Raw genomic sequence first — 22,229 nt, 5'->3', positions numbered from 1 at the left:
CTCCAGTATCCCGCCCCCGACCACCCCACCAACCCCGACCTGCGGAAAGGAAGGGCACCTTCACATCGCCATACGTTGTGGAAGGTGCCCTTCCTAACCGGCGAAGCCGGGGCCCGGGCCGGTCTGCTGCTCGCCCTGGGCGACCCAGCCGGCGACGAGCACCAGGCCCGACGGGCGGTGCCGAGCGACGAACGCGAACGGCCGGTCGAGCAGCACCCGCACCTGCAGCGGGCGCTGCGACGGCGGGGCGCTGCCGGCCCGCATCGCGAACGCGGTCACCGCCGCCGCTTCGAAGCCCTCGGCGGTGAACGACGCGGTCAGGTCCTGCGCGGCCGCGCCGACGCCCAGCGGGAAGTCGCTGACCCCGGGCAGCCGCTGCGCGCGCAGGTCCGACACGGTACGCAGCCCGAACAGCTCCGCGTGGGCGAGCAGGTCGTGCGACGACGTCACCGTGAACCGGGGCAGCGCGGCCAGCAGCCGGGGCGTGTCGTCGTGCCCCGACCCGAAGCCCACCGTGACACCCGGGGCCGTGTCGCCTTCACCGAACTGTGAGCCGCGACGCGACGGCTCGACCGCCGGGGCGTCGACGGCCGCGGTCAGCACCGCGGCAGCCGGGGCGTCGGGCAGCCCGATGGCCAGGTCGACGTCGATGCCGTTGTCGCCCTCGACGGTCAGCACACTGACCGGACCGGCCGCGGTGTCGTACACGGCGAGCCGGTCGCAGTAGGTGGTGGTCCGGCGCAGGCCGGCCAGCCGCTGCCCGGCCCACGGGCCTTCAGCGGCGCTGAGCATCCCGTCGGTGAACGGCTGCGTCCAGCGGGTCCTGGCGACGAGCGCCGACGCCAGCACGAGCAGCGTCTCCGGGTCGACCTGCACCGGCATCCGGTTCAGCAGGCCGTCGGTCTGCTCGCGTACCCAGGCGTCCAGCACCGCCTGCTCGGCGGCCACACCCACCGCGCCGGGCGGCAGGCTGTCGCGCCAGTCGGCGTGCAGCTTCAGGTCAGGGCTCACCCAGGCCCCGATCGCGGCGCGCAGCCCGGGTGCCGTCCGCAGCAGGTCGACCATCGCGGCCGCACCCGCGGCAGCGTCGCCCACGGGCATGCCGACCGCTGCCGTCAGCTCGTCACGGCCGTCGCCGTCCGCCGCGGGGGCGAGGTAGGCCAGCAGCGGCCACACTCCCGCCCCGGAAACTGCCGACGACCCGCCGGACTCGATCGTGGCCACCCATCGCCGCGTCAGCGCGTTCGCGCCCGCCACCGCCGTATCGATCACGGCGACACCCTATGCCTCGTCGGCAACCACGACGCCGGTCGCCTTGCGGGTCAGCAGGTGCTCGATGTAGAGCAGCAGCACGCTCAGGGCCACGGGCACCGTGAGACTCCACCAGGCGTCGTAGACGACGCCGAGCACGATCGTCACCGGCAGTCCCAACGCGAGCAGGATGCCGAGGGCCCAGCCGAGGACGGTGACGTCGTCGTCGGCGGGTGCCGCAGGCGGCTGGTGGGAGAGCTCGGGGTGGGGTTCGGGGAGGTCGACGAACAGCCGGCGCAGCTCGGACTCGGTTCGCGCCGTCTGGCAGGCCGCGCGGCGCTGCGTGTACTCGGCCGGGTCGAGCCGCTCGTAGCCGAGATGCTCGTCGAGGGCCAGCAGCGCAGCCTCACGCTCGGGCGCGCCGACCCTCAGATCGGTGACCGGTCCCTCGGACTGCTGAAGGGTTTCGTCGGCGTTGGACACAGCAGGACGGTAGGCCGGTGCGGTCACCGACGCCACCCAATACCGTCCGGCAACGCGTACGCGAGCAGGGGCTGCGCGCGGTCAGAGCAGCTCTCGCGGCTCGACGTGCGAGGACCGCAGCGCCCCCGCCAGCGCGGACCGCAGCACGGCGGCGTCGCCGATCCCATCGCTTGCCGCGCTCAGGTGCACCGCGACCGTGCCGCCAGGCGTCTCGGCGATGACCGCATTGACCCGGTCAGGCCCGGCGACCCCGGCCGGGTGCTGCATGGCCAGGTTCATGACCACCGCGTACGCGGGTCCGGGCGCGGCGACGAGCGCCGGCGGCACGACACCGACGTGCGAAGCCGAGGTCACCGGATCGCCGCCGCCCAGGGCGGCCTGTGCCACGGCGCGCACGACCTTGCGCGGCAGGTACGGCACGAGGGGTAGCAGCGCGGTGAACGAGGCGTCCTGCTCCCGCCGGGCCGCCAGCGTGCGCTTCACCTCGGCGCGAACGAACGCGACGTCGCCGACCCGGTCGGCGGGCAGGTCGAGCTGCACGGTGGTGAGGGCATTGGCGGACACGTCGTCGCCGTCGCCGCGGCTGTTCACCGGCATGCCGATCAGCGCCCGCCCGTCGGCGGTGACCCGTCCAGCGGCTACCGCGACCTGCGCGGCGACCGACACGAAGAGCGCATTCGACGTGGCACCAGCCGCGGCCGCCGCGCTGTGCCACGCCCCCGCGTGGATCAGGGCCACCGCGGTGAGCGGACGGGCATGCGAGGTCGTCGGCGCCGGCGACACGGTCCCCCGGTCGGCCCGTGCCGCGGTGGCGGCCGCCCTGACCGCGCCAGGGAGCCCGGCGGCGGCCTGCCCGATCGCGGTGAGCAGCCCGGGGCGGCGGCCCCGGTACAGGGCGGCGGTGTCGCCGTCGGCTGCGGCGAGCACGTTCACCAGGCCGATGCCGTCGGTGAGCGCGTGCGACACCACCAGCGTCACCGCGTGACCGCCCCCAGCCAGCGGCCGTACGGCCAGGTGCCAGGGGTGCCGGCACGGGTCGACGGGCATCTGGGCGCGATCGTCCAGCCATGCCGGGACGGCGCTCCGCTCGACCGGGTCCGTCACGACGGCGACCTCGGGCACGGCGTCCAGCGGCCCCCAGTGGTCCCGGCCGCCGAACGCTGCCGCGGGCACGATGACCCGCCCGAGCTGCCGGGACCGGGCCAGGCGCGCGGCGAGCGCACGAACCCGATCGACGTCGGGCGGGCCGTCCGCCAGCCAGCTCACCTGGGCGAGCACGACGCTGTCCAGGGCGTTCTGGGCCCGGTATGCGGCCTGGTCGAGCAGGTTGAGGGGCACGGCCATGCACCGGACTGTAGGCGCGGCGGGACGGGCGCAGCATCGGCCGATGCGAGTGCGCCGGATGGCCGTTCCGCTCCGGTGCACGCGTGCGTTCGTAGAAAACATGCGCTCAACGAAGGTTTCACGTAGAACATCTTCATTGAACTATGCACATGTAATAGATTCACGCCGTCCCGTCCCTCGCCCCCAGAGGTGAACATGAACGGCAACTCCGTACTGCGCAGACGCACCCTGCTCGCCGCGGCCGCAGGCGTGGCCGCGGCCCCCTTCGCCGCCGCCGGACCCGCCTTCGCGGCCGGACCAAAGATCTACATCGACCCCGGACATGGCGGCACCGACGCCGGCGCGGTCGCCAACGGCCTGCAGGAGAAGACCCTCACCCTCAACATCGCCCTGCAGACCCGCGACATCCTCAAGGCGAGCTACACCGTCGACGTGCGTATGTCGCGCACCACCGACATCACCCGCAGCCTCGCCTACCGCACCGACGACGCCAACGCCTGGGGCGCTGCGATCTTCGTCAGCATCCACATCAACGCCGGCGGCGGCACCGGCTTCGAGAGCTACCGCTACCCGGGCGTCGGCGCCACCACCCAGCGCCTGCACAGCCTCGTGCACTCCAACGTGCTCAGCCAGATGCGCACCATCTCCTCGATCACCGACCGCGGCCAGAAGACCGCCAACCTGCACGTGCTGCGCGAGAGCAACATGCCCGCCGTGCTCACCGAGAACCTGTTCATCGACACGGTCGCCAACGCGAACCTGCTCAAGCGCGCCGACTTCATCACCGCCACGGCCCGCGGCCACGCCCGCGGCATCGCCGCCTTCCTCGGTCTCTGACGCCCCGATCAGGTGACCGGCCCGGCCTCAACCCGGGCTGCCTCTGCCGCCCACGCAGTTCCGGCGGGGCCGGGTCCGGGCGGACTCGGCCCCGCTCAAGTTCAGGACGACCGCGTCAGAACGGCGGTGACCATTTACCTGCCCAAGACGCCGGGTACCTGACCGATGGCCACACCTTGTCCTCATCTGCCAACCCTGGGGTGGGCCAGAGGTGTCCGACCCACTCGCACTCAGGGATAAAGCTTTCGTAGTCGTCGACGCATCTGTCCGCCCACTCGCGTCCCACCAGCACCGGCCTGGTCGACAGGTCGCCCGCGGAGGCCTGCGCGCGCAGGACCAGACCCAGTTCTTCGATGCCGGGGTTGCCGCGCGGACCGAACCGCAGGCCACCGACCGCATCAGGCAGTTCGGACAGCCACTGCTCCAACTCGTCCGGGTCGCCACCGGTCAGGTTCATCCCGTCGAGCACCATCCGGGGCCCGTGTACAGCGTCTGCTGCGACGCAGAACAGTCGGCCCGCCTCGTCGAAGTACTCATAGAGTGCGGGTGCCGCCGACGGGAAACCCAGCTCGATGCCCACCACCTCGGGATGGTAGGGATCAGCCTGGAACCGGCGTACCTGCTGCGCCGCCGGAAGCGCGGCGGCAGCCTCCGCCACAGTCATGCCGAACCGCAACGGCCCCGCAGCCTCCAACGGTGTGACCAGCCACCGAGGCCGGACATCGACGGCGGCTCCTGGATTGTCCGGCGGCGGCATCCCGTCCACGCCTCTCCCTTGGTCGGATCGACATCATCGACGCGAGATCATGCCACCGGCTTGTGACACCTGCGCTCGGCTGCCGAACCGCCACACGGCCTGGCCGTCCGGCGGTCGACCCTTGAGCACCTCGTTGTCGGCCAGGGCCTTGGAGCGCTCCGCAATGAACCCTGTGCTCAGACCCGGCGCGCCCGGAACACGAACAGGCGTGAGCCGTCCTCGACCGGGCCACCGCGCCAGTCGCCGTCGCAGACGACGTCGGTGAAACCGGCCGACTCCAGCGCCTGCCGGAACCGCTCGGAGCTGCGGAAGTGCAGGACGCTCGTGTAGACCCGGTCCTCGCCGTCGGGGAAGACGTTGTGCGCGTCGAACGTCACCCGCCCGTCCTCGGCCTCGGTGACGTCCAACCACTCCCGCAGCCGACCCACCGGGGTGATGCGCTCCGCGTAGGTGGCCGCCGGGCTCCAGCGTTCCCATTCGCGGTAGGCCGGGTTGCGGGCTTCGAACGCGAATACGCCACCCGCGCGCAGCGCCCTGGCCAGCGCCGACAGTGTCGCGGGCAGCTCGTCCGGGGCGAGGTGCATGATCGCGTTGCCGGTGCAGACGGCCAGGTCGGCGGTGCCGGTCGGCGAAAGCGCGGTCGCGTCGCCGAACACCCAGGTGACCGCTTCCGCCCCGGGCTGCGACCGGGCGAAGTCCAGCATGGTCCGGCTCGGGTCGACGCCGAGTACGGTCCGCCCCGGCCGCACCAGCGACCGCGTCAGCAGTCCGGTGCCGCAGCCCAGGTCGATGACCGATCGTGCGCCCAGCTCGTCGGCGAGCGCCCGGTAGTAGTCGTGGTCCTCGCCACCCGGATTGTCGAGGTCGTACAGCTGAACCAGTTCGACATCACGGTAGGGATCATCGATCACCGGTGCACCATAGCGGCCGCGCACCCCATCCAGCTCCCGATAAATGCGCCGGCCGGCTTCTTGATGGGAAGATCCGGGAGTGACCCCGCTGCCCCAGCCTGACGATCTGACCTCACTGGTCCTGCGTACCGACATCGCGAACATGGACTTCGCCGAGTTCGCCGACGCCACGGACGATTCCGGCACCTACCGCGGGTTCGCCGACGATTGACGGCTCGACCGGGAGCGCCCGGATCGCCGAGCACGGCTCAGGAACCGGGGCTGACCAGGCCGCTCTCGTACGCGAAGATGACCGCCTGCACCCGGTCGCGCAGGCCCAGCTTGGCCAGGATGCGCGCCACGTGGGTCTTCACCGTCGCCTCGCCGAGCTGCAGGTTCGCGGCCAGCTCCGCGTTGGACAGCCCGCGGGCCAGCAGCACCAGCACCTCGCGCTCGCGGGCGGTCAGCGTCGGCAGCGCGCCGTGGTCCTCGCGTACGCCCGAGGTGGAGCTGAACCGGTCGACCAGCCGCCGGGTGATCGACGGGGCGAGCAGCGCGTCGCCGTCGCGGACCAGCCGCACCGCGTGCACGAGGTGGTCCGGGGTGACGTCCTTGAGCAGGAAGCCGCTGGCCCCGGCGCGCAGCGCGGCGTAGACGTACTCGTCGAGGTCGAACGTCGTCAGGATGATCACTCGGGTCGGCTCGCCGGCGGTCGTGGTCGCCCCGGTCGCCAGCAGCCGCCGGGTCGCCTCCAGGCCGTCCATGCCGGGCATGCGGATGTCCATCAGCACCACGTCGGGGCGCAGCCGCCGCACCGCCGCGAGGGCGGCCTCGCCGTCGCCCGCCTCGCCGACCACGTCGATGCCCGACGCGGCGAGGATCATCGTGAACCCGCTGCGGACCAGCGCCTGGTCGTCGGCGACGACCACTCTCAGCTGCTCGCTCATGACGCCACCGGAAATCGGGCAGTCAGCCGGAACCCGCCGCCCGGCGCGGCCCCGGCGTGCAGGGTGCCGTCGTGCAGTTTCAGCCGCTCGCGCAGCCCCAGCAGGCCGCGGCCGGCTCCCGGGCCGCCCGGCTCCCCGGTCGGCACCTCGTTGCTCACCTCGACCAGCAGGTCACGGCCGTCGTGCCGGATCTCGACCGCGGTACGCGCGCCGGGCGCGTGCCGCAGCGCGTTGGTCAGCCCTTCCTGCACCACCCGGTACGCGGTCAGGTCCACGCCTTCGGGCACGTCGACGCCGTCGCGGCGCAGGGTCACCGGCTGCCCGGCCGCGCGCACCGCGTCGACGAGGGTGTCGAGTTCACGCAGGCCGGGCTGAGGGTGCAGGCGGTCGTCGGCGGGGGCCAGCAGGCCCAGCAGGTGGCGCAGCTCGGCCATGGCGGACCGGCCGCTGTCCTCGATCGCCGACAGCGCGTTCGCCGCCAGGTCGGGGCGCTTGTCGATGACCTTCCCGGCGGCTCCGGCCTGCACGACCATGACGCTGACGTGGTGGCTGACGACGTCGTGCAGCTCGCGGGCGATGCGGGCGCGTTCCTCGGCGATCGCGGCGCGGGCCGTGGCCGCCTGCTCCTGTTCCAGGGCTGCGGCGCGGCGGGCGGCGGCGTCGGCGCGGCCGCGGGCGTTGCGTAGCGCGAACGCGAACAGGCCCGCGGGCAGCAGCACCGCGAACGGGCTCAGCCAGCCCGGGATCTGCGGGATCGAGTTGGCGAACAGCGACGCCGCGATGATCGCGCCGACGATCAGCAGCGCTCCGGCCACGCGCACCGACCGGCCGTAGGCGACGGCCGAGTACGCGCAGATCAGCACCGCGACGAAACCCGGCCACAGCAGGCCGTCCTGGATCAGGAACACCGCCCCGGCGGCGACGGCGAACGCGCTCAGCGGCCACCGGCGGCGTGCCGCGACCGCCGCCCCGGCGATCACGTTGACGGCCAGCATGCCGCCCGCCTCGTCGCCGCCGTCGAGCGGCGGGCGCGGGTCCACGGGCCTGACCGGCACCTGCCCCAACCCGGGCACGTCCACCACGGACGGGATGTCGGGAATGTCAGGGATCTCCGGTCGGGTGGGCCGGACGCCCAGGTCGGGGAAGTCCAGGTGCACCGGTGCCGGGGCGTCGCCGCCGCCGCCGCTCGCGATCGCCCAGACGAAACCGGCCAGCACCAACACCGCCGCGAGGGCGAAGTCGGTCCGGGGCACCCCGAGGCGGTCGGGCAGGCGGCGCAGGTCTATCGGCACGCCGCCCATTGTGCCCAGGTCAGCCGCGGGCTGCGTCCGCCGTGATGACTACCCGCCTCATCATCGTGGCGGAGGACACCGCCCCAGGTTCGCTCCCGCGCCGGACGCGCCCGCACGCCGCCGCTTCCTACGGTCACCAGGTCCGATGTCCGACCCGGAAGGGGCCATTGACCATGACCGAACTGATCCGCCTGCGCGACGTCGCGAAGGCGTACGAGGCGGCCGGGCCGCCCGCCCTGGCGGGCGTCGACCTGACCGTAAACGCCGGGGAGGCCGTCGCGGTCATGGGCCCGTCCGGCAGCGGCAAGTCGACCCTGCTCAACGTCATCGCCGGGCTGGACCGGCCCACCGGCGGCACCGTCGAGGTGGCGGGGGTGCGCGTCGACAAGCTGTCGGAGACGGCGCTGGCCCGGTTCCGCAGCGCCCACGTCGGCATCATCTTCCAGTTCTTCCACCTGCTCGACGAGATGACCGTACGCGACAACGTGGTGCTGCCCGCCCGGCTGGCCGGGGCGCGTCCCGCCCAGGCCCGCTCCCGCGCCGACGAGCTGCTGGAACGGCTCGGCATCGCGGGCAAGTCCGACGACTACCCGGCGCGGCTGTCCGGCGGGCAGCGCCAGCGCGTCGCGATCGCGCGGGCGCTGATGAACCGGCCCCAGCTGCTGCTGGCCGACGAGCCCACGGGCGCGGTCGACCAGGAGGCCGCGGCGGGCGTACGCGACCTGTTGCACGAGCTGTCCGCCGACGGGTTGACCCTGCTGCTGGTGACCCACGACCCGCAGCTGGCCTCGGCCGCGGGCCGCCGGCTGATCACCATGCGCGACGGCCACGCCACCGAGGCGGTGCCCGCGTGAGCGCCGCACCGACGACCACGCGGGTCGAGGCCGCGGCCACCGCACCCGGTGTGCCACGGCGCGGCCGGGGAACCGGCGCGGTGCTGGCCGCGGCCCGCGCGGCGGTCGCGCGGCGCAGGCTGCAGACCGTGATCGTCGGCGTGGTCGTGCTGCTGTCGGCGGCGACGGCGGTGCTCGGCGTCGGCCTGCTCGTCTCTTCGCACGGGCCGTTCGACGACGCGTTCGCCACCACGCGGGGCTCCCACGCCACCGCCACGATCCGGGCCGACGTGCCCGCCGACCAGGTCGCCGCCACGGCGACCGCGTCCGGCGTCGCCGCGGCCGCGGGGCCGTTCGACCTGGTCACGGCACCCATGGACGGGATGTTCGGGCCACGTGACATGGAGTTCGTCATCGTCGGGCGCGAGCAGCAGCAGGGGCCCGTGGACCAGCTCACCCTCAGCACCGGCTCCTGGCTGAGCGGGCCGGGGCAGATCGTGCTCACCCGGCGCACCTCCGGGCCGCGCACGGCCGTGGGCAGCGAGGTGACGGTCAGCGGGGTAAAGCTGCGGGTGGTCGGAATCGCCGCGTCGGTCACCGGCACCGCCGACGCATGGGTATGGCCGACGCAGAGCGACGTGCTCGGCGGGGACACCGCCGCGCGGCAGATGCTCTACCGCTTCGCCTCCCCCGGGGTCGACGACGCTGCGGTGCGCGCCGACCTGGCCAAGGCCACCGCCGCGCTGCCCGCGGGGGCGGTCACCGGCGCGACGACGTACGTGACGATCCGGCAGTCGCTCAACCGGTCCATCTCGGCGATCGCACCGTTCGTGGTCGCGTTCGCACTGCTCGGCATCGTGCTGTCCGTGCTGATCACGGTGAACGTCGTCAACGGTGCCGTCGTCTCGGGTTTCCGCACCATCGGCATCCTCAAGACGCTCGGCTTCACCCCCGGGCAGGTCGTCGCCGTGTACGTCGCGCAGGTGCTCGCCCCGGCGCTGGTCGCGGCGGTGCTCGGTGTGGCACTGGGCGCGGGGCTGGCGGTGCCGCTGCTCGCCGAGACCGACGACGCGTACGGGCTGCCCGGCGACGGTGCGGGCGTGCCGCTGTGGGTGCTCGGGCTGGTGCTGCTCGCCGCGCCGCTGCTGGTCGTGCTGTCGGCGATCGGGCCGGCGTCGCGCGCCGGGCGGCTGGCCGCCAACCAGGCGATCAGCGTCGGCCGCGCGCCGCGTACCGGCCGGGGTTTCCGGGCCCGCCGGGCGCTGACCGCCTCGCCGCTGCCCCGGCCGGTGGCGCTGGGACTGGGCATGCCGCTGGCCCGGCCGTCGCGGGCGGTGGCGACCCTGGTCGCGCTGCTGCTCGGGGCCGTCACGCTGGTCTTCTCCAGCGGCCTGTCGGCCTCGATGACCGAGGTCAACGTCGCGTTCACCCGCCTGGACGCGGTGCCGGTGACGGTGCAGGTCTTCGTGCCGGACGCGTTCGGGCCGGTGCCGGCCCGGCCCGGCGGTGAGCCGATCACCCCACCGGACGCCGCCGACGTCGCCGCGACCGTGGCGGCGATGCCGGGCACCGCCCGCTCGACGCTGCTGAAGGAGGCCGAGATCCGGATCGCGGGCCTGTCGCAGGAGGTCAGGCTGAACGGCTACACCGGCGACGCGAGCTGGGTCGGCTACCGCATCGTGTCCGGGCGCTGGTACAGCAATGCCGATGAGGTGGTGGTCTCGTCTTATTTCCTGCGCCAGACCGGGTATGCGGTCGGCGACCGGATCACGATGCCCGGCGGCCGGGTGGTCACCATCACCGCGGAGGTCATCAACGGCAGCGACAGCTTCACGATGATCGGGGACGTGTCGCTGGTGGCCAAGCCGATGATGGCCCGGGTCGAGATCGGGCTCGCACCCGGCACGGAGGCCGCCGCGTACACGACGGCGCTGCAGGCCAAGTATCCGGAGGAGACGTCCGGGGTGTTCGTCGAGGACCAGACGGCCGGCGACGACGGCGAGACGTTCCTGATCATCCAGGCGCTGATCGGCACCCTGACGCTGCTGCTCAGCGTCGTGGCCGCACTCGGCGTGCTGAACACGGTCGTGCTCACGACCCGCGAGCGCATCCACGAGATCGGCGTGCTCAAGGCGCTGGGCATGACGCCCCGGCAGACCCGGATCATGGTCGTCACCTCGATGGTCGGGCTGGGCCTGCTGGCCGGGGTGGTCGCGGTGCCGCTGGGCGTCGCGCTGCACCACGCCGTCATCCCGGTGATGGGCGAGGCCGCCAGCACCGCGCTGCCGCAGTCGGCGATGGAGGTCTACCAGCTCGGCGACCTGCTGCTGCTCGGCGGTGCGGGCATCCTGCTGGCGGTGCTGGGGGCGCTGCTGCCCGCCGGGTGGGCGGCCCGCACCCGGGTCGCCACGGCCCTGCGTGCCGAGTAGCGGGCTCGGCTGGCGGTCGTCACGTGACGGTGGCGGAGGGGGACCACGTGGAGTGGTTCGCGGGCGACGTCCGCGAACCGCTCCACGTGTTTCGATCAGCTATCTGGGGCGGCCATGCTTGTCGAGCACGACCAGGTAGCGGCATGGGGCTGCGGTCGCGTTGACGTACACGCAGTCGGCCGGCGGGCCGAGTTGCAGGCAGTCGCCGACGTCGAGTTCATGGACCTGCTCGCCTTCGACGAAGCGCAGGTGTCCGGAGAGCACCCAGATCTGGTGGCTGATGAAGCGGTAGGCCTGCGCGGGGTAGGCGACCTCGGCACCGGGCGGCAGCTCCACCTCTACCAGTTCCAGGGCGGCGCTCCCCGGTGGCGAGACCGCGCGGCGCGTGTAGCCCGTCTCGGGGTCGGTCCACACCTGCTGCTCGTCGCGTCGCGCGACCTGCCCCGCGGTGCCCTCGGCCCGCGCGATCAGTTCCGACAGGGTGAGTCCGAGCGCGACGGACAGCTTGGCGAGCAGGGCCGCGGTCGGCTGCGCCTCGCCGTGCTCGACCTTCGAGATCATCGCGCGGGACACGCCGGAGACGTCGGCCAGGGCGGCGACCGTGAGACCACGCACCTCGCGGGCGGCGCGAACGGTCGACGCGAGCGCTCTGCCGAGATCGTCGGTCACGGTCGGGCCGTTGACACTATAGTAAACATGATGGCTACTATAGTCGGCATGAGTTGGGATGGGAACATCCGCCGCGCAACAGCGGACGACGCCGCCGCCTGCGCCGCGATCTACGCGCCGTACGTCACCGACACGACGATCACGTTCGAGACCGAGCCGCCCACCATGGCGGAGATGGCCCGCCGCATCGACGCGGCCAACGAGCGCCACGCGTGGCTGGTGCTGGAGGTGGACGGTGCGGTCGCCGGTTACGCCTACGGCACCGGGCACCGGACCCGGGCCGCGTACCGCTGGGCCTGCGACGCCAGCATCTACCTGCAGCAGGGCCGCCGCCGCACCGGCGCGGGGCGGGCGCTGTACGCCGCCCTGCTGCCCATCCTCGCCGCCCGCGGCTACCGCCGGGTGATGGGCGGCGTGACCCAACCCAACGAGGCCAGTATGGGACTGCACCACTCGTTCGGCTTCACCGACGTCGGCACCTACCGCAAGGTCGGCTGGAAGCTGGGCGCCTGGCACGACGTCACGTGGCTGCAGCTCGACCTCACGCCCGACGAGGACCCCACCGCCCCGCCGGCCGAACTACGGTGACCCGCGAAGGCGCACGGTCACAGGCGTAGCGGCAGGCTCCGCAGCCGTGGGCCGCCGGCCGCGTGGACCGCGTTCGCCACCGCGGCGGGCACCGGGCCGACGACCGGCTCGCCCATCCCGTACGGGACCTCGCCGCCGCCGACGAACGTCACCCGCACCGGTGGCGTGTCGGCCATCGCGAGGATCGGGTAGCTGTCGAAGTTGTCGGACACGACCTGCCCGTCCTCGATGCGTAGCTCCTCCCGCAGCGCCGAGCTCAGTCCCATCACCACCGAGCCCTGGGCCTGCAACTTCGCCCCGGCCGGGTTGACCACCAGGCCGCAGTCCACGGCCACGTCCACCCCGGTGACCCGCAGCCGCCCGCCCGACAGGTCCACCTCGGCGACGACCGCGACCACCGTGCGGGCGTCGCCGGAGCAGGCGATGCCCCGGCCCCGCCCGGCGGGCAGCGACTCGTGCCAGCCGGCCATCTGTGCCGCCGTGCGCAGCACCGTGCGCAGCCGCTCCCCCTGCTCACCGGATTTGCGCAGGTGCGCCAGCCGGTAGGTCAGCGGGTCGGTCCCGGCGGCCTCGGCCAGCTCGTCGAAGAAGCTCTCCAGCGCGAACGTGTTCGGCATCAGGCCCAGTCCGCGCCACGGCCCGGTCGGCACCGGCAACTGCTCACGCCGGTTGACCAGCCGGTACGCGGGCAGGTCGTACGGCAGGAACAGGCCCAGCAGGCCGCCCGGGTCGAACCCGATCAGGCTGCGCACCGGCTCGGGCAGGCCTGCGACGGCCCAGATGATGTCCCCGGCCGCGCTGACCTGCTCCACGCCCCGGATCATGCCGTCCGGCCCGACCGAGCCGCGCATCTTCGTGTGCGTAGGCGGCCGGTAGAACGCCTGCCGCAGGTCGGTGTCGCGGGTCCAGCCGACGTGCACCGGCCGGCCGGTGGCCGCGGACAGCCGCGCGGCCTCGACGGCCAAGTGCTGGCCGCCCTTGCGCCCGAAGGAGCCGCCGAGCTGCGTGACATGGACGACGACCGCGCGCTCCTCGCCGAGCGCGGCGCGCACGTCCTCCAGCACACTCTCCGGGCTCTGGGTCGGCACCCAGAGTTCGACCTTGCCGGCCGGTCCGGGCTCCACCGCGGCGAGCGCTGCCAGCGGCTCCAGGTGGGCGTGGGCGGCCATCGGCGTACGGTATTCGGCCTGCACGAGCCGGCCCCGCGACAGCGCGTCGCGGATCGAGCCGTCGCGGCGCAGCACCACGCCGTCCCCGGCGGTGACCTGCCGTTCGAGCGCGCCGGTGTCGACCCGGGTGCCCTCGCTCCAGGTGGTCCGCAGGGCGCGGGCCGCCGCCCAGGCTCGGGTCCTGGTGTCGGCGACCACGCCGGCGAACCCTGCTTCGACGTCGATGACGACCTGCAGGACGCCCGGCATCCCGGCGGCGTCGCCCGGCTCGGCGCTCTCCAGCTGCGCGCCGAAGCGCGGCGGCACCGCGAACGCGCCGTAGCCCATGCCCGGCAGCCGGGCGTCGTAGCCGTAGGTCGCCTCGCCGAGCACCTTGGCCCGGAAGTCGACCCGGGGCGCGGACCGGCCGATGCTGGTGAACTCACCGGCCGGGCGCAGCGCCGGGCGCTCCCCCGGTTCCTGCCACGGCCCCTGGTGCGCGGCGATGACCTCTCCGAAGCCGAGCACGCGGTCCGTCCCCGCGACCTGGAACGCACCGTCGGCGGCAGTCAGCTGCGCCCGGTCGACGCTCAGCTGCCGCGCCGCTTCGATCGCCAGCATCTCCCGGACGGCCGCGGCCGCTTCGCGGATCGGGGTGTACAGCGACGCGACCGACGTGGACCCGAACGTGAACAACGTCGCCGCCGGGAACCCGCGGGCGGTGTCGGCCTGGACCACGGCCAGCTGCTCCGGCCGCACCCGCAGTTCCTCGGCCGCGATCTGCGCCAGGGCGGTGTGGATGCCCTGCCCCATCTCGATCTTCGGCACGTGCACGGTGATGCCGTCACCGGTCAGCTCGAACCAGACCAGCGACGACTCGGGGATCTCGGCCGTGCCGGTGCCGCGCTCCAGCATCCACTGGGCGAGGCTCGGTCTGCCGTACTCCAGCGCGATCGGCACACCCACCAGCAGCGACCCGACCGTCGCCCCGGCCCCGATCAGCAGCCTGCGCCGGGCGACCCGCCAGCGCCGGGGACGCACGTCCGGTTCGGGCGGTGCGGTGTCGTCGGCGGTCATGCGTCGCGCGCCAGTTCGGCCGCGCGGGCCACCGCGGCCTTGATGGTGTTGTAGCCGCCGCACCGGCACAGGTTGGGGCTCGCGGCCTCGGCGATCGTGGCCTCGTCCGGGTCGGGGTCGCGGGCCAGCAGGGCGACCGCGGTCAGCACGTGGCCGGGCAGGCACCAGCCGCACTGCAGCGGCGTCTCCACGAACGCCTGCTGCACCGGGTGCAGGGCCACGACCTGGCCGTCGGGTCCGCGTTCGGCCAGACCCTCCAACGTCACCACGGGGCGGTCGCCGACCTCCGCGGCGGTGATCTGGCAGCTTCGCGTCGGCCGGCCGGCCAGCAGCACCGTGCAGCAGCCGCAGCTCCCGATCCCGCAGCCGTACCGGGTGCCGGTCAGGCCGAGCTCGTCGCGCAGCACCCACAGCAGCGGCTCGTCACCGTGCTCGATCTCGTGGTGCCGGCCGTTTATCAGCAGCCGCATCGCGTCCGCTCTCCGATGACCATGCGACGTAGTGTAGGCAGCCGCGTCCGGTACTTCCACTGCCGTCGATCGGCTCAGCCGGCCGGATGCAGGAACCCCGTGACGGCGGCCGCCTCCCGCTCGACATCGGCCTGGACCTGTTCGGACAGTGGCTCGAACAGGTCCACGGTGACCGCACGCCCGCCGGAGCCGCGCGACCAGGTGCCCGCGACCCGCCCGTCGACCAGCACGGTCGCCCGGATCACCCCGCCGCCGGGCCACACGCGCGCCTCATGGGCGGCGTCGACCGACTCCTGGCGGGTGCGGTAACCGGTCAGGTAGTTGTCGTAGGCCGGGAGCAGGCGCACGTCCGGCGTCGCAGACCCGTCCGCGGGCTCCTGCCGGGCCAGGACCGCCGCGTCGCCGTCGACGACGATCGCCCCTGATCGGGCCAGGTCCTGCCACGCCCGGCGCGACGCGGTGACGGCGATGCCCGACCAGGACGTGAAGTCGTCCATAGTCGCCGGGGCGTACGCGGCGAGGTACCGGCGGGCCAGTTCCGCGACGGCCGCATCGTCGGTCAGCATGGGCTCGGCGGGCCACGGCACCCAGTCGTCCAACGGCACATACGTCTGCTCGCCGTCGCGCACCGGCCCGTGGCACACCCGCCCGACCAGCGCCGCGTGCCGGATCAGGTGGAACGGCGCCTGGCCGGTCGGGTCGACGCCGAGGACGGTGAGGCGCTCGGCCAGCTCGTGCCGCGTGAGCGGCCCCTGCGCACCGAGCACCTCCTCGACGAGGTCGTCGGCCCGGTCGATCAGATCGTCGGTGAGACCGAGGTCGCGGTAGCGGTGCCGGGTCGCGCCGATCACCCGCGGGGCGAGCAGCCGGGTGACCCAGCGCACGTCCTCGGCGGGGATCGTGTGCAGCGTGCCGCGCATGAACCAGTTACGCGCGATCGACCTGTCCCCCTCGTACGCGGTCCGGACCGCCTGCGCGCCGAGGTCGCGCCCGCGCACCCGGATGCCGAGGGCGGCGGCGGTAGCGTCCTGGGCCTGGATCGCGAAGACCCGCCGCACGACGTCGGCGGCCGTGTCGGCGCGCCGGCCACCGGCCAGCAGCTGCGCTCGGGCACGCGTGCGACGCCAAGGCTCATGATCGGCAGGGCGGGTCACGGCGTTGAAGTTAGCTCACCGTGTCCCACGCCAGTGCGGGTCCCGGGGTCTCGACGACCCGGTCGACGACGAAGTCGATCATCCTTTCCGCGCCGGGATGTTCGGCGACCCGGCCCGGGTCCCAGTCGATGCTCGCCCGGCCGGTCAGGCGCAGCGCGGGCCGGGCACCGGTCCAGTCGACGAACAGCAGGCCGCTTCTCGGTTGCAGGTGCAGGTTGCCGAGCGTCATGTACATGGCGTTGCCGCGATACTCCGGCCACGACAGCGTGGTGGCGTCGCGGGCGAGGACGAACCCCGGGTCGCCGCCGCGGTGCGACACGTCCACCCCGTGGCCGTCGGCGCTGCTGGCGATGAAGAAGGTGTCCGCGTCGGCGATGAAACGCCGCTGCCCGGCAGAGAGCCGGTCGCCGACCGCCGCGGCCGGGCTGGCATGAACCTCGCCGCGGACCTCCCGTGGGGTGATGTGCTTCGGGCAGTTCGCGAAGATCTGGTCGGCGGTGACGACGAGTCGGTCGCCCTGGTCGTGGCCGGTGCCGTTGACGCGCATGCGCCGGCGGGTGGCCGGTTCCAACACGAGCGCGCCGATGGGGCTCGGGGCGGCGAACGCCCCGTGCAGCGGGTCGCCGGCGGCGGGCACGGTCTCGGCGATCACCTCGCGTTCGCCGTCGGCGTGCACGAACCCCGGCGGGCCGTACAGCGGACTCGCCCAGAGGGCTCCCGCAGAGTCGGCTCCGCCGATCACCAGCAGGCGCTGGTCGGTGAGGAACCGGCGGGCGACCTCCGGCAGCCGCACGCCCATGCCCGCCGAGCCGAGCCCGTCCCGGTCGAAGCCGGACCGGCGCTGGACGTACACCTCTCCTGGATGCTTGGCCATGGCGCGCGCTCAGAAGAATCCGCAGGCGGGGCCGTCGGTGGCGGCGCGTGCCGGCCGGGGCGGACGCTCGACGGCGTAGAACTCCAGGCGGATGCCGTCGGGGTCGTAGCAGAACAGCTGCCCGGCGGCGGCCGGCTCACCGGCCACCCCGCTGTCGTCGCGGATGGTCGCGCCGAGCGCGCGCAGCCGATGCTCGACCTCGGCCAGGTCCGTGCCGTCGGCGACCTGGAAGGCCAGGTGGTGCAGTCCGGCGCGGTCGGCCGCGAACGGCGCGGCGCTCTGCTGCCAGAGGGTGATCATCGGCGTGCCACCACGGCCCAGGAAGGCGTAGCGCCGGCCGTCGGCGTCCGAACGGCCGACGACCTCGACGCCGAGCGCCTGGCGGTAGAAGCCGACGGAGCGGTCGAGGTCGGTGACGTTCAGCCCGACATGGCCCGTGGTGATGTCGTGGTCGCTCATGTCCCACCCTTCTAATGGTAAATCGCCTGGTGCCCATTAAACGGTAGCACGGTGAGCTAATGGCTTCAACGAGAGATAGCATTAGGGCATGCGACTTGCGATCGAGCTGGCCAACACCCTCCACGCTCGCCAGGGCGAGATCCGCGACGAGCTTCAGGCTCCGGCGGACCTCGCCGCATGGCTCGACGCCGCCGAGCCGCTGTTCGCCGTACCCGTCGACTCGCCGCGCGTCAGCCGCACCGACCTGGCCGCCGCCCGCGACCTGCGGGATGCCCTGCGCGCCATCGCGGTCGCCGCCTCGGCCGGCCGGGCGGCAGACCGCGCGGACATCGAACGGCTGAACGCCGCCGCCCGGACGGCGCCCCGCTGGCAGGAACTCGCCTCCGACGCGAAGACGGTGACCGCCCGGCACGACGGCAAGCCCGTGCCGGGCGCGCTCGCGGAGGTCGCCGCCGACGCGGTCGACCTGCTCGCCACCGGCCGCCTCGGCGTCTGCGCCGCGCCCGGCTGCGTGCTGCTGTTCCTGCGCGACCGGCCCAACCGCGAATGGTGCGGCAACGCCTGCGGGAACCGGGCACGGGTGGCCCGCCACCACGACCGCCAGAAGCAGCCCGCATCACCGCGCGGCAAGTGACCCCGCGTACCGCGCCTACATCTATTTTGATGTGAGCACATCAAAATAGATGTAGGCGCACGGAGACGTATGCCTCGCCGGCCGGCGGGTTTGACATCAAGCGCGGTTGAGGTTTTAGCGTCGCGGCTGTGGATCACACAGCTGCCCCGCACCAGGTGGGCATCCGGTTCCGGGAGGCGTTCGGCCGTTACCCGACCGGGGTCGCGGTCATCTGCGCGGCGGGGCCGCAGGGCCCGGTCGGGCTGACCGCCTCCAGCGTCGCGTCGGTGTCGCTCACACCCCCGGCGCTGTCCTTCTCCGTCATGGGCACCCGGTCGGCGCGGCACCTGCTGCGGGCCGAAAGCTTGGTCGTCCACCTGCTGGGGCCTGCGCACGTGGCGGTGGCCCGGGACTTCTCCCGCGCGGGCGGGCCTCGTTTCACCGCCGAGCAGGGCTGGAGCACGCTGCCGACCGGCGAGCCGTTCCTGCCCGGCGCGCTGGCCGCGCTTCGGGTCAGGCCGCTGCGGCAGGTCCCGGTCGGCGACGCGACCGTCGTCGTCGCCGGTGTCCTGGACGTCTTCCACGGACCCGACGACGGGCAGCTGATCTACCACGCCAGGAAGTTCCACACCTCACCACTGTCACCGGAGGCAACCTGATGCGACTGTCCCACCTGCTGCGCCCGCGCCTGGTCGCCGGCGCCCACTGCGACCTGCCTTGCGGCGTCTACGACCCGGCCCAGGCCCGGATCGAGGCTGAGTCGATCAAGGCCATCTGCGAGAAGTACCAGGCCAACACGGACCCGGAGTTCCGCACCCGGGCTCTGATCATCAAGGAGCAGCGGTCCGAGCTGGTCAAGCACCACCTGTGGGTGCTGTGGACCGACTACTTCAAGGCCCCGCACTTCGAGAAGTACCCGAACCTGAACCAGCTGTTCAACGAGGCCACCAAGCTGTCCGGTGCCGCCGGCACCAAGGGTCAGGCCGACCCGGCCGTGGCCGAGCAGCTGCTGGGCAAGATCGAGGAGATCTCCAAGATCTTCTGGGAGACCAAGCAGGCCTGAGCCGCGGTGGGGCACCCCGCGACGACCACGAGCGAGGTGCCCCACCGCGCTACGCGACTCGATCTACGATGCGACGATGACCTCGACGCCGTCCGCGCATGCCGTCAGCCAGTACGCGACGACGACCGAAAACCTCACCGCTCGCATCGCGCTGCATGCCTACGGCACGAACCCGCAGAGTTGGTTCTCCTGGCTCGGCGAGCGGCTCCCGCTGGCCGGCGACGTACTCGAAGTCGGCGCCGGCACCGGAAAACTGTGGACCCACGTGGATCACGTCACCAGAGGGGTCCGCCTCACCCTGACGGACTTCTCCGGCGCGATGTGCGAGCAGCTGCGCACCGTCCCCGAAGCGCGTGTGCGGCAGTGCGACGCGACGGACCTGCCGTTCGGCGATGCCGCCTTCGACACCGTGATCGCCAACCACATGCTGTACCACGTCGACGACCCGGCTGCCGCGCTGCGCGAGTTCGCCCGGGTGCTGCGTCCGGGCGGGCGGCTGGCCGTCGCCGTGAACGGCCGCGACCACCTCGAAGAACTCAACGCCATCGGACCCGCGATCGGTCGCCCCGACCTGACCCTGCACGCCACCCAGAACGACTTCACCGCCGAGACCGGGCCCGCCTACCTGGCGCGCTACTTCACCGACGTCGCCGTCGAGCGATACCACGGGGATCTCGACGTCCCCAGCCCCGACCCCGTCCTCACCTATCTCGCCAGCCTGGCGTCCGAGCCGCTCACACCGGAGCAGTTCACCGCGGCCCGCGACCACGTCCAGGCCCGGATCGACACCGACGGCAGCTTCCGCGTACGCAAACACACCGTGCTCATCACGGCTTCGGCAGGGGCGGCGCAGACTGCCGATCATGTCTAGGCTGTCGCGGTGACCGGTGCCGCAGAAGAGACTCCGCTGCCGGCCGACGCCCTGGCCCGGCGAGACTCCGTCCTCCAGGTGATGCCGGAGGACGATCCGTTGTGGCCACAGCCGGGCGACCCGCGCGGTCGCGACGTCACACCCGTGCCCAGGCAGGACCCACGGCGGTCGACCGTGCTGCGGGTCGGGGCCCTCGTGCTGGTGCTGCTGGTCGTCGGCACGTGGCAGGTGGTGGCCCGGTTCTACGAGCTGGCTCCTGGCGGTCTCGACCTCGGCGACCCGCGGCCGGCCGAGCACTGGACCGGGAGCAGCGAGATGGACATGAGCCATGCCTCGGGCCCCGACGTCCGCTACCCGGGCCGGTTCCCGATGCGCAACCCGAGTGCGCTGCCGGTCACGGTGGAGGGCATCGAGACCGCCACGCTCAGCGAGGTGTCCACCGGTCCGCATGGACGGCTTCGTCCAGTGGCCGGCGGCGGCGCCAGCCGTGCCGTTCGAGGTCGGGCACGGCTTCGAGGTGGGTGACCGGGCCGAGGCAGAGCCAGGCGACCGGGCGGATCCCGGCCGGAATGGCGAGCAGCTCCCGCAGGAACTCCTCGCGGTAGAACGACACCCACCCGACGCCCAGCTGCTCCGCCGTGGCCGCCAGCCACAGGTTCTGGATGGCCAGGCAGACGGAGTACAGCCCGGCGTCGGCGATCGCGTGCCTGCCCAGCACCGCGGGAGATCCTCGGTCGGGGTCGTAGGTCACCACGACCGACAGCGTCGACTCCAGCACCCCGTCGATCTTGATCCGGGCGAACCGCTCGGCGGCCTCGGCGTCCAGCGTGGCGGCGAACACCTCGCGTTCCCGGTGTACGTGCTGATGGAACGCTTCCCGCAGCGGCCGGTCGCGCACCACGATGAAATCCCACGGCTGCGTCAGGCCCACGCTCGGCGCGGCGTGCGCCGCGTCCAGGACCCGGGCGAGCACCTCGGCCGGGATCGCGGCGCCGGTGAACTGTCCACGCACGTCCCGGCGGCGGTGGATGACGTCGTACAACTCACTGACCATGGGCAGGCTCCCGCTGCTGTCGGGCACCGGCTTCCCGATGCTCCCCGCCCAGGGCGAGGCACCTCGCAACAGTTCGTGCCACCGGACACGTTACCGCCGATGCCGAGCAGCACCGCCATCGGCGCGGCCACGCCCGGATACGCGACCAACCGCAGACCCACCGGCTCGGGTGGCCCGTTCGTCACGAATGCGCGGTCGCCTCACGTCCCGTGAGCAGGCGTCTGCCGTGGATACTGAACCGATGGACGGGGAGGAAGCACTGGTGGGCGGCCGGATGACAGCCGGCATCGTGCGCCGCGGCGGCCACGTGCACCGGCCGATGGGCTCGTGGTCGCCGGCGGTGCACGAGTTCCTCGGCCACCTGGAGTCGGTCGGATTCGCCGGTCGATCGGATCGCGGCGGAGACCTCAGCGCCCTGGTTGAGTGCCGCGCACCGACGCGGCCACCGCGATGACCACCACCGCGAGCAGCGCGACGACGGCAGACGGCACCGTCGCCAGGCAGGCCAGCCGCCAGCTCAACGACCTCGTGGCGAACCAGCCGAGCAGCGCGCCGAACGCGAGCGCCACCAACACGGCGAAGCCGAGGGCCAGCCGCACCTGTGCCCGCCGCTCGCCTGCCTGGCCCGTCGAGGCGGCGCCGGCGCCGAGCGCCGCGCCCTGACCGAGTCCGGCCGGCAGCACGGCGATCGTCAGGATCGCCGCCGAAGGCGAGAACGCGGCGACCACCGCGCCGAGCAGCATCAGCACGAGCGACGATCCGGTCACCGCCGCAGGCGCCCGCCGCCCGAGCAGGTATCCGGCCGCGAATCCCGACATCATCGCGGCCAGCTGCGCGACGACGACCATCGTCAGCCCGGTCACCGTCAGGTCGAGGGCCTGCCGGGCTGCGCCGAGCAGCGGACCGATCAGGACCGCGAGCTGGCACGCGGCGACCATCGCGCCCAGCCCCGCACCGACGAGCAGCCACGATGACCGGCCGGCAGGCGGCGGCACCACGGACGGTGTCGACTGGTGGATCTGTTCACTCATCGCGCCATATTAGGCACTTGCCACGACCCGTCGGGTGCCTCGTTATGATCACGCGGTCGTCCGAAGTGGAGGAACTGCCGATGGCGCGGCGGAAC

Annotated in this window: 24 protein-coding genes; 9 read left to right on the top strand and 15 right to left on the bottom strand. The window is 73.0% G+C overall.

Translation table 11 applies throughout. The features are described from left to right. Window positions 1-93 precede the first annotated feature (93 nt). From ACFQO7_RS11490 to ACFQO7_RS11480, 3 genes are all read right to left on the bottom strand, one after another. Entirely contained in the window at window positions 94-1,272 is a 1,179-nt protein-coding gene (locus ACFQO7_RS11490; RefSeq protein WP_376806344.1) for a serpin family protein, read from the bottom strand. A gap of 9 nt (window positions 1,273-1,281) precedes the next feature. Beyond that, entirely contained in the window at window positions 1,282-1,734 is a 453-nt protein-coding gene (locus tag ACFQO7_RS11485) for a DUF1707 SHOCT-like domain-containing protein (protein WP_376806343.1), read from the bottom strand. Between the two features lie 81 nt (window positions 1,735-1,815). After that, entirely contained in the window at window positions 1,816-3,078 is a 1,263-nt protein-coding gene (locus ACFQO7_RS11480) for a hypothetical protein (protein ID WP_376806342.1), read from the bottom strand. Window positions 3,079-3,273: 195 nt separating this feature from the next. Here ACFQO7_RS11480 and ACFQO7_RS11475 point away from each other — a divergent pair, with 195 nt between their 5' ends. Continuing rightward, window positions 3,274-3,915: an N-acetylmuramoyl-L-alanine amidase gene (locus ACFQO7_RS11475; protein WP_376806341.1), complete on the top strand. Its 642-nt coding sequence runs from the start codon at window positions 3,274-3,276 to the stop codon at window positions 3,913-3,915. Window positions 3,916-4,030: 115 nt separating this feature from the next. On the opposite strand, the gene ACFQO7_RS11470 is transcribed toward ACFQO7_RS11475, so the two are convergent. Continuing rightward, window positions 4,031-4,681: a hypothetical protein gene (locus tag ACFQO7_RS11470; RefSeq protein ID WP_376806340.1), complete on the bottom strand. Its 651-nt coding sequence runs from the start codon at window positions 4,679-4,681 to the stop codon at window positions 4,031-4,033. Between the two features lie 167 nt (window positions 4,682-4,848). Then, the gene (locus ACFQO7_RS11465; protein ID WP_376806339.1) at window positions 4,849-5,583 is read right to left on the bottom strand and encodes a class I SAM-dependent methyltransferase; all 735 of its coding nucleotides are present in this window, start codon (window positions 5,581-5,583) and stop codon (window positions 4,849-4,851) included. Window positions 5,584-5,662: 79 nt separating this feature from the next. On the opposite strand from ACFQO7_RS11465, the gene ACFQO7_RS11460 reads away from it, so the two are divergent. Next, window positions 5,663-5,794: a DUF6924 domain-containing protein gene (locus ACFQO7_RS11460; protein ID WP_376806338.1), complete on the top strand. Its 132-nt coding sequence runs from the start codon at window positions 5,663-5,665 to the stop codon at window positions 5,792-5,794. A 37-nt stretch (window positions 5,795-5,831) separates the two neighbouring features. On the opposite strand, the gene ACFQO7_RS11455 is transcribed toward ACFQO7_RS11460, so the two are convergent. Next, entirely contained in the window at window positions 5,832-6,509 is a 678-nt protein-coding gene (locus ACFQO7_RS11455) for a response regulator transcription factor (protein ID WP_360533029.1), read from the bottom strand. Next, window positions 6,506-7,801: a sensor histidine kinase gene (locus tag ACFQO7_RS11450; protein WP_376806337.1), complete on the bottom strand. Its 1,296-nt coding sequence runs from the start codon at window positions 7,799-7,801 to the stop codon at window positions 6,506-6,508. The genes ACFQO7_RS11455 and ACFQO7_RS11450 overlap by 4 nt, the downstream gene beginning before the upstream one ends. A 173-nt stretch (window positions 7,802-7,974) precedes the next feature. Between ACFQO7_RS11450 and ACFQO7_RS11445 the strand changes: the two genes are divergently transcribed. Both ACFQO7_RS11445 and ACFQO7_RS11440 read left to right on the top strand, forming a co-directional pair. Then, window positions 7,975-8,655 (top strand): ABC transporter ATP-binding protein, encoded by a 681-nt coding sequence (locus ACFQO7_RS11445; RefSeq protein WP_376806336.1) that lies wholly within the window; start codon window positions 7,975-7,977, stop codon window positions 8,653-8,655. Further along, window positions 8,652-11,063 carry an ABC transporter permease gene (locus tag ACFQO7_RS11440; protein WP_376806335.1) on the top strand — a complete coding sequence of 804 codons (2,412 nt, stop codon included), beginning with the start codon at window positions 8,652-8,654 and terminating at the stop codon, window positions 11,061-11,063. Before ACFQO7_RS11445 ends, ACFQO7_RS11440 begins: the two co-directional genes overlap by 4 nt. Before the next feature lie 99 nt (window positions 11,064-11,162). On the opposite strand, the gene ACFQO7_RS11435 is transcribed toward ACFQO7_RS11440, so the two are convergent. After that, entirely contained in the window at window positions 11,163-11,732 is a 570-nt protein-coding gene (locus ACFQO7_RS11435) for a helix-turn-helix domain-containing protein (protein ID WP_376806334.1), read from the bottom strand. Between the two features lie 48 nt (window positions 11,733-11,780). Here ACFQO7_RS11435 and ACFQO7_RS11430 point away from each other — a divergent pair, with 48 nt between their 5' ends. Further along, window positions 11,781-12,320, top strand: coding sequence for an arsinothricin resistance N-acetyltransferase ArsN1 family B (locus ACFQO7_RS11430; protein ID WP_376806333.1), 540 nt, complete (start codon window positions 11,781-11,783; stop codon window positions 12,318-12,320). Window positions 12,321-12,337: 17 nt separating this feature from the next. Here the strand turns inward: ACFQO7_RS11430 and ACFQO7_RS11425 are convergent, their stop codons facing one another. The 5 genes from ACFQO7_RS11425 to ACFQO7_RS11405 all read right to left on the bottom strand — a co-directional run bounded on the left by ACFQO7_RS11425 (window position 12,338) and on the right by ACFQO7_RS11405 (window position 17,502). Next, window positions 12,338-14,545, bottom strand: a complete 2,208-nt coding sequence (locus ACFQO7_RS11425; RefSeq protein WP_376806332.1) for a xanthine dehydrogenase family protein molybdopterin-binding subunit — start codon at window positions 14,543-14,545, stop codon at window positions 12,338-12,340. Beyond that, a complete protein-coding gene (locus tag ACFQO7_RS11420) occupies window positions 14,542-15,015 on the bottom strand; it encodes a (2Fe-2S)-binding protein (protein ID WP_376806331.1) in 474 nt (157 codons plus the stop codon). Before ACFQO7_RS11420 ends, ACFQO7_RS11425 begins: the two co-directional genes overlap by 4 nt. Before the next feature lie 74 nt (window positions 15,016-15,089). Continuing rightward, window positions 15,090-16,169, bottom strand: a complete 1,080-nt coding sequence (locus tag ACFQO7_RS11415) for a winged helix DNA-binding domain-containing protein (protein WP_376806330.1) — start codon at window positions 16,167-16,169, stop codon at window positions 15,090-15,092. A 10-nt stretch (window positions 16,170-16,179) separates the two neighbouring features. Then, on the bottom strand, window positions 16,180-17,043 hold the full coding sequence (locus ACFQO7_RS11410) for a pyridoxamine 5'-phosphate oxidase family protein (RefSeq protein ID WP_376806329.1): 864 nt from the start codon (window positions 17,041-17,043) through the stop codon (window positions 16,180-16,182). A 9-nt stretch (window positions 17,044-17,052) separates the two neighbouring features. Then, complete coding sequence (locus tag ACFQO7_RS11405; RefSeq protein ID WP_376806328.1) at window positions 17,053-17,502, bottom strand: VOC family protein; 450 nt, start codon at window positions 17,500-17,502, stop codon at window positions 17,053-17,055. An 88-nt stretch (window positions 17,503-17,590) separates the two neighbouring features. Here ACFQO7_RS11405 and ACFQO7_RS11400 point away from each other — a divergent pair, with 88 nt between their 5' ends. From ACFQO7_RS11400 to ACFQO7_RS11385, 4 genes are all read left to right on the top strand, one after another. Further along, window positions 17,591-18,136 (top strand): CGNR zinc finger domain-containing protein, encoded by a 546-nt coding sequence (locus ACFQO7_RS11400; protein ID WP_376806327.1) that lies wholly within the window; start codon window positions 17,591-17,593, stop codon window positions 18,134-18,136. 128 nt (window positions 18,137-18,264) lie between these two features. Continuing rightward, window positions 18,265-18,774 carry a flavin reductase family protein gene (locus tag ACFQO7_RS11395; protein ID WP_376806326.1) on the top strand — a complete coding sequence of 170 codons (510 nt, stop codon included), beginning with the start codon at window positions 18,265-18,267 and terminating at the stop codon, window positions 18,772-18,774. Continuing rightward, window positions 18,774-19,178: a superoxide dismutase, Ni gene (sodN, locus tag ACFQO7_RS11390; RefSeq protein WP_361048980.1), complete on the top strand. Its 405-nt coding sequence runs from the start codon at window positions 18,774-18,776 to the stop codon at window positions 19,176-19,178. Before ACFQO7_RS11395 ends, sodN begins: the two co-directional genes overlap by 1 nt. Before the next feature lie 76 nt (window positions 19,179-19,254). After that, on the top strand, window positions 19,255-20,049 hold the full coding sequence (locus ACFQO7_RS11385; RefSeq protein ID WP_376806325.1) for a class I SAM-dependent methyltransferase: 795 nt from the start codon (window positions 19,255-19,257) through the stop codon (window positions 20,047-20,049). A 424-nt stretch (window positions 20,050-20,473) separates the two neighbouring features. Here the strand turns inward: ACFQO7_RS11385 and bluB are convergent, their stop codons facing one another. Together bluB and ACFQO7_RS11375 are read right to left on the bottom strand one after the other, a co-directional pair. Then, the gene (bluB, locus tag ACFQO7_RS11380; protein WP_376806324.1) at window positions 20,474-21,103 is read right to left on the bottom strand and encodes a 5,6-dimethylbenzimidazole synthase; all 630 of its coding nucleotides are present in this window, start codon (window positions 21,101-21,103) and stop codon (window positions 20,474-20,476) included. Window positions 21,104-21,510: 407 nt separating this feature from the next. After that, window positions 21,511-22,134, bottom strand: coding sequence for a hypothetical protein (locus tag ACFQO7_RS11375; RefSeq protein WP_376806323.1), 624 nt, complete (start codon window positions 22,132-22,134; stop codon window positions 21,511-21,513). Between the last annotated feature and the right edge of the window lie 95 nt (window positions 22,135-22,229).

Origin of the sequence: Catellatospora aurea, assembly GCF_042663325.1 — a bacterium.
GTDB classification, from domain to species: Bacteria; Actinomycetota; Actinomycetes; order Mycobacteriales; family Micromonosporaceae; genus Catellatospora; species Catellatospora aurea.
This window is presented reverse-complemented; position numbering and strand designations above follow the sequence as displayed.

What these genes read in the sequence shown, in the direction of transcription:
- ACFQO7_RS11375 (WP_376806323.1), bottom strand. Translation starts at nt 22,134, where the DNA reads ATGAGTGAACAGATCCACCAGTCGACACCGTCCGTGGTGCCGCCGCCT.
- ACFQO7_RS11445 (WP_376806336.1), top strand. Translation starts at nt 7,975, where the DNA reads ATGACCGAACTGATCCGCCTGCGCGACGTCGCGAAGGCGTACGAGGCG.
- ACFQO7_RS11410 (WP_376806329.1), bottom strand. Translation starts at nt 17,043, where the DNA reads ATGGCCAAGCATCCAGGAGAGGTGTACGTCCAGCGCCGGTCCGGCTTC.
- ACFQO7_RS11405 (WP_376806328.1), bottom strand. Translation starts at nt 17,502, where the DNA reads ATGAGCGACCACGACATCACCACGGGCCATGTCGGGCTGAACGTCACC.
- ACFQO7_RS11475 (WP_376806341.1), top strand. Translation starts at nt 3,274, where the DNA reads ATGAACGGCAACTCCGTACTGCGCAGACGCACCCTGCTCGCCGCGGCC.
- ACFQO7_RS11480 (WP_376806342.1), bottom strand. Translation starts at nt 3,078, where the DNA reads ATGGCCGTGCCCCTCAACCTGCTCGACCAGGCCGCATACCGGGCCCAG.
- sodN (WP_361048980.1), top strand. Translation starts at nt 18,774, where the DNA reads ATGCGACTGTCCCACCTGCTGCGCCCGCGCCTGGTCGCCGGCGCCCAC.
- ACFQO7_RS11430 (WP_376806333.1), top strand. Translation starts at nt 11,781, where the DNA reads ATGAGTTGGGATGGGAACATCCGCCGCGCAACAGCGGACGACGCCGCC.
- ACFQO7_RS11400 (WP_376806327.1), top strand. Translation starts at nt 17,591, where the DNA reads ATGCGACTTGCGATCGAGCTGGCCAACACCCTCCACGCTCGCCAGGGC.
- ACFQO7_RS11420 (WP_376806331.1), bottom strand. Translation starts at nt 15,015, where the DNA reads ATGCGGCTGCTGATAAACGGCCGGCACCACGAGATCGAGCACGGTGAC.
- ACFQO7_RS11455 (WP_360533029.1), bottom strand. Translation starts at nt 6,509, where the DNA reads ATGAGCGAGCAGCTGAGAGTGGTCGTCGCCGACGACCAGGCGCTGGTC.
- bluB (WP_376806324.1), bottom strand. Translation starts at nt 21,103, where the DNA reads ATGGTCAGTGAGTTGTACGACGTCATCCACCGCCGCCGGGACGTGCGT.
- ACFQO7_RS11385 (WP_376806325.1), top strand. Translation starts at nt 19,255, where the DNA reads ATGACCTCGACGCCGTCCGCGCATGCCGTCAGCCAGTACGCGACGACG.
- ACFQO7_RS11425 (WP_376806332.1), bottom strand. Translation starts at nt 14,545, where the DNA reads ATGACCGCCGACGACACCGCACCGCCCGAACCGGACGTGCGTCCCCGG.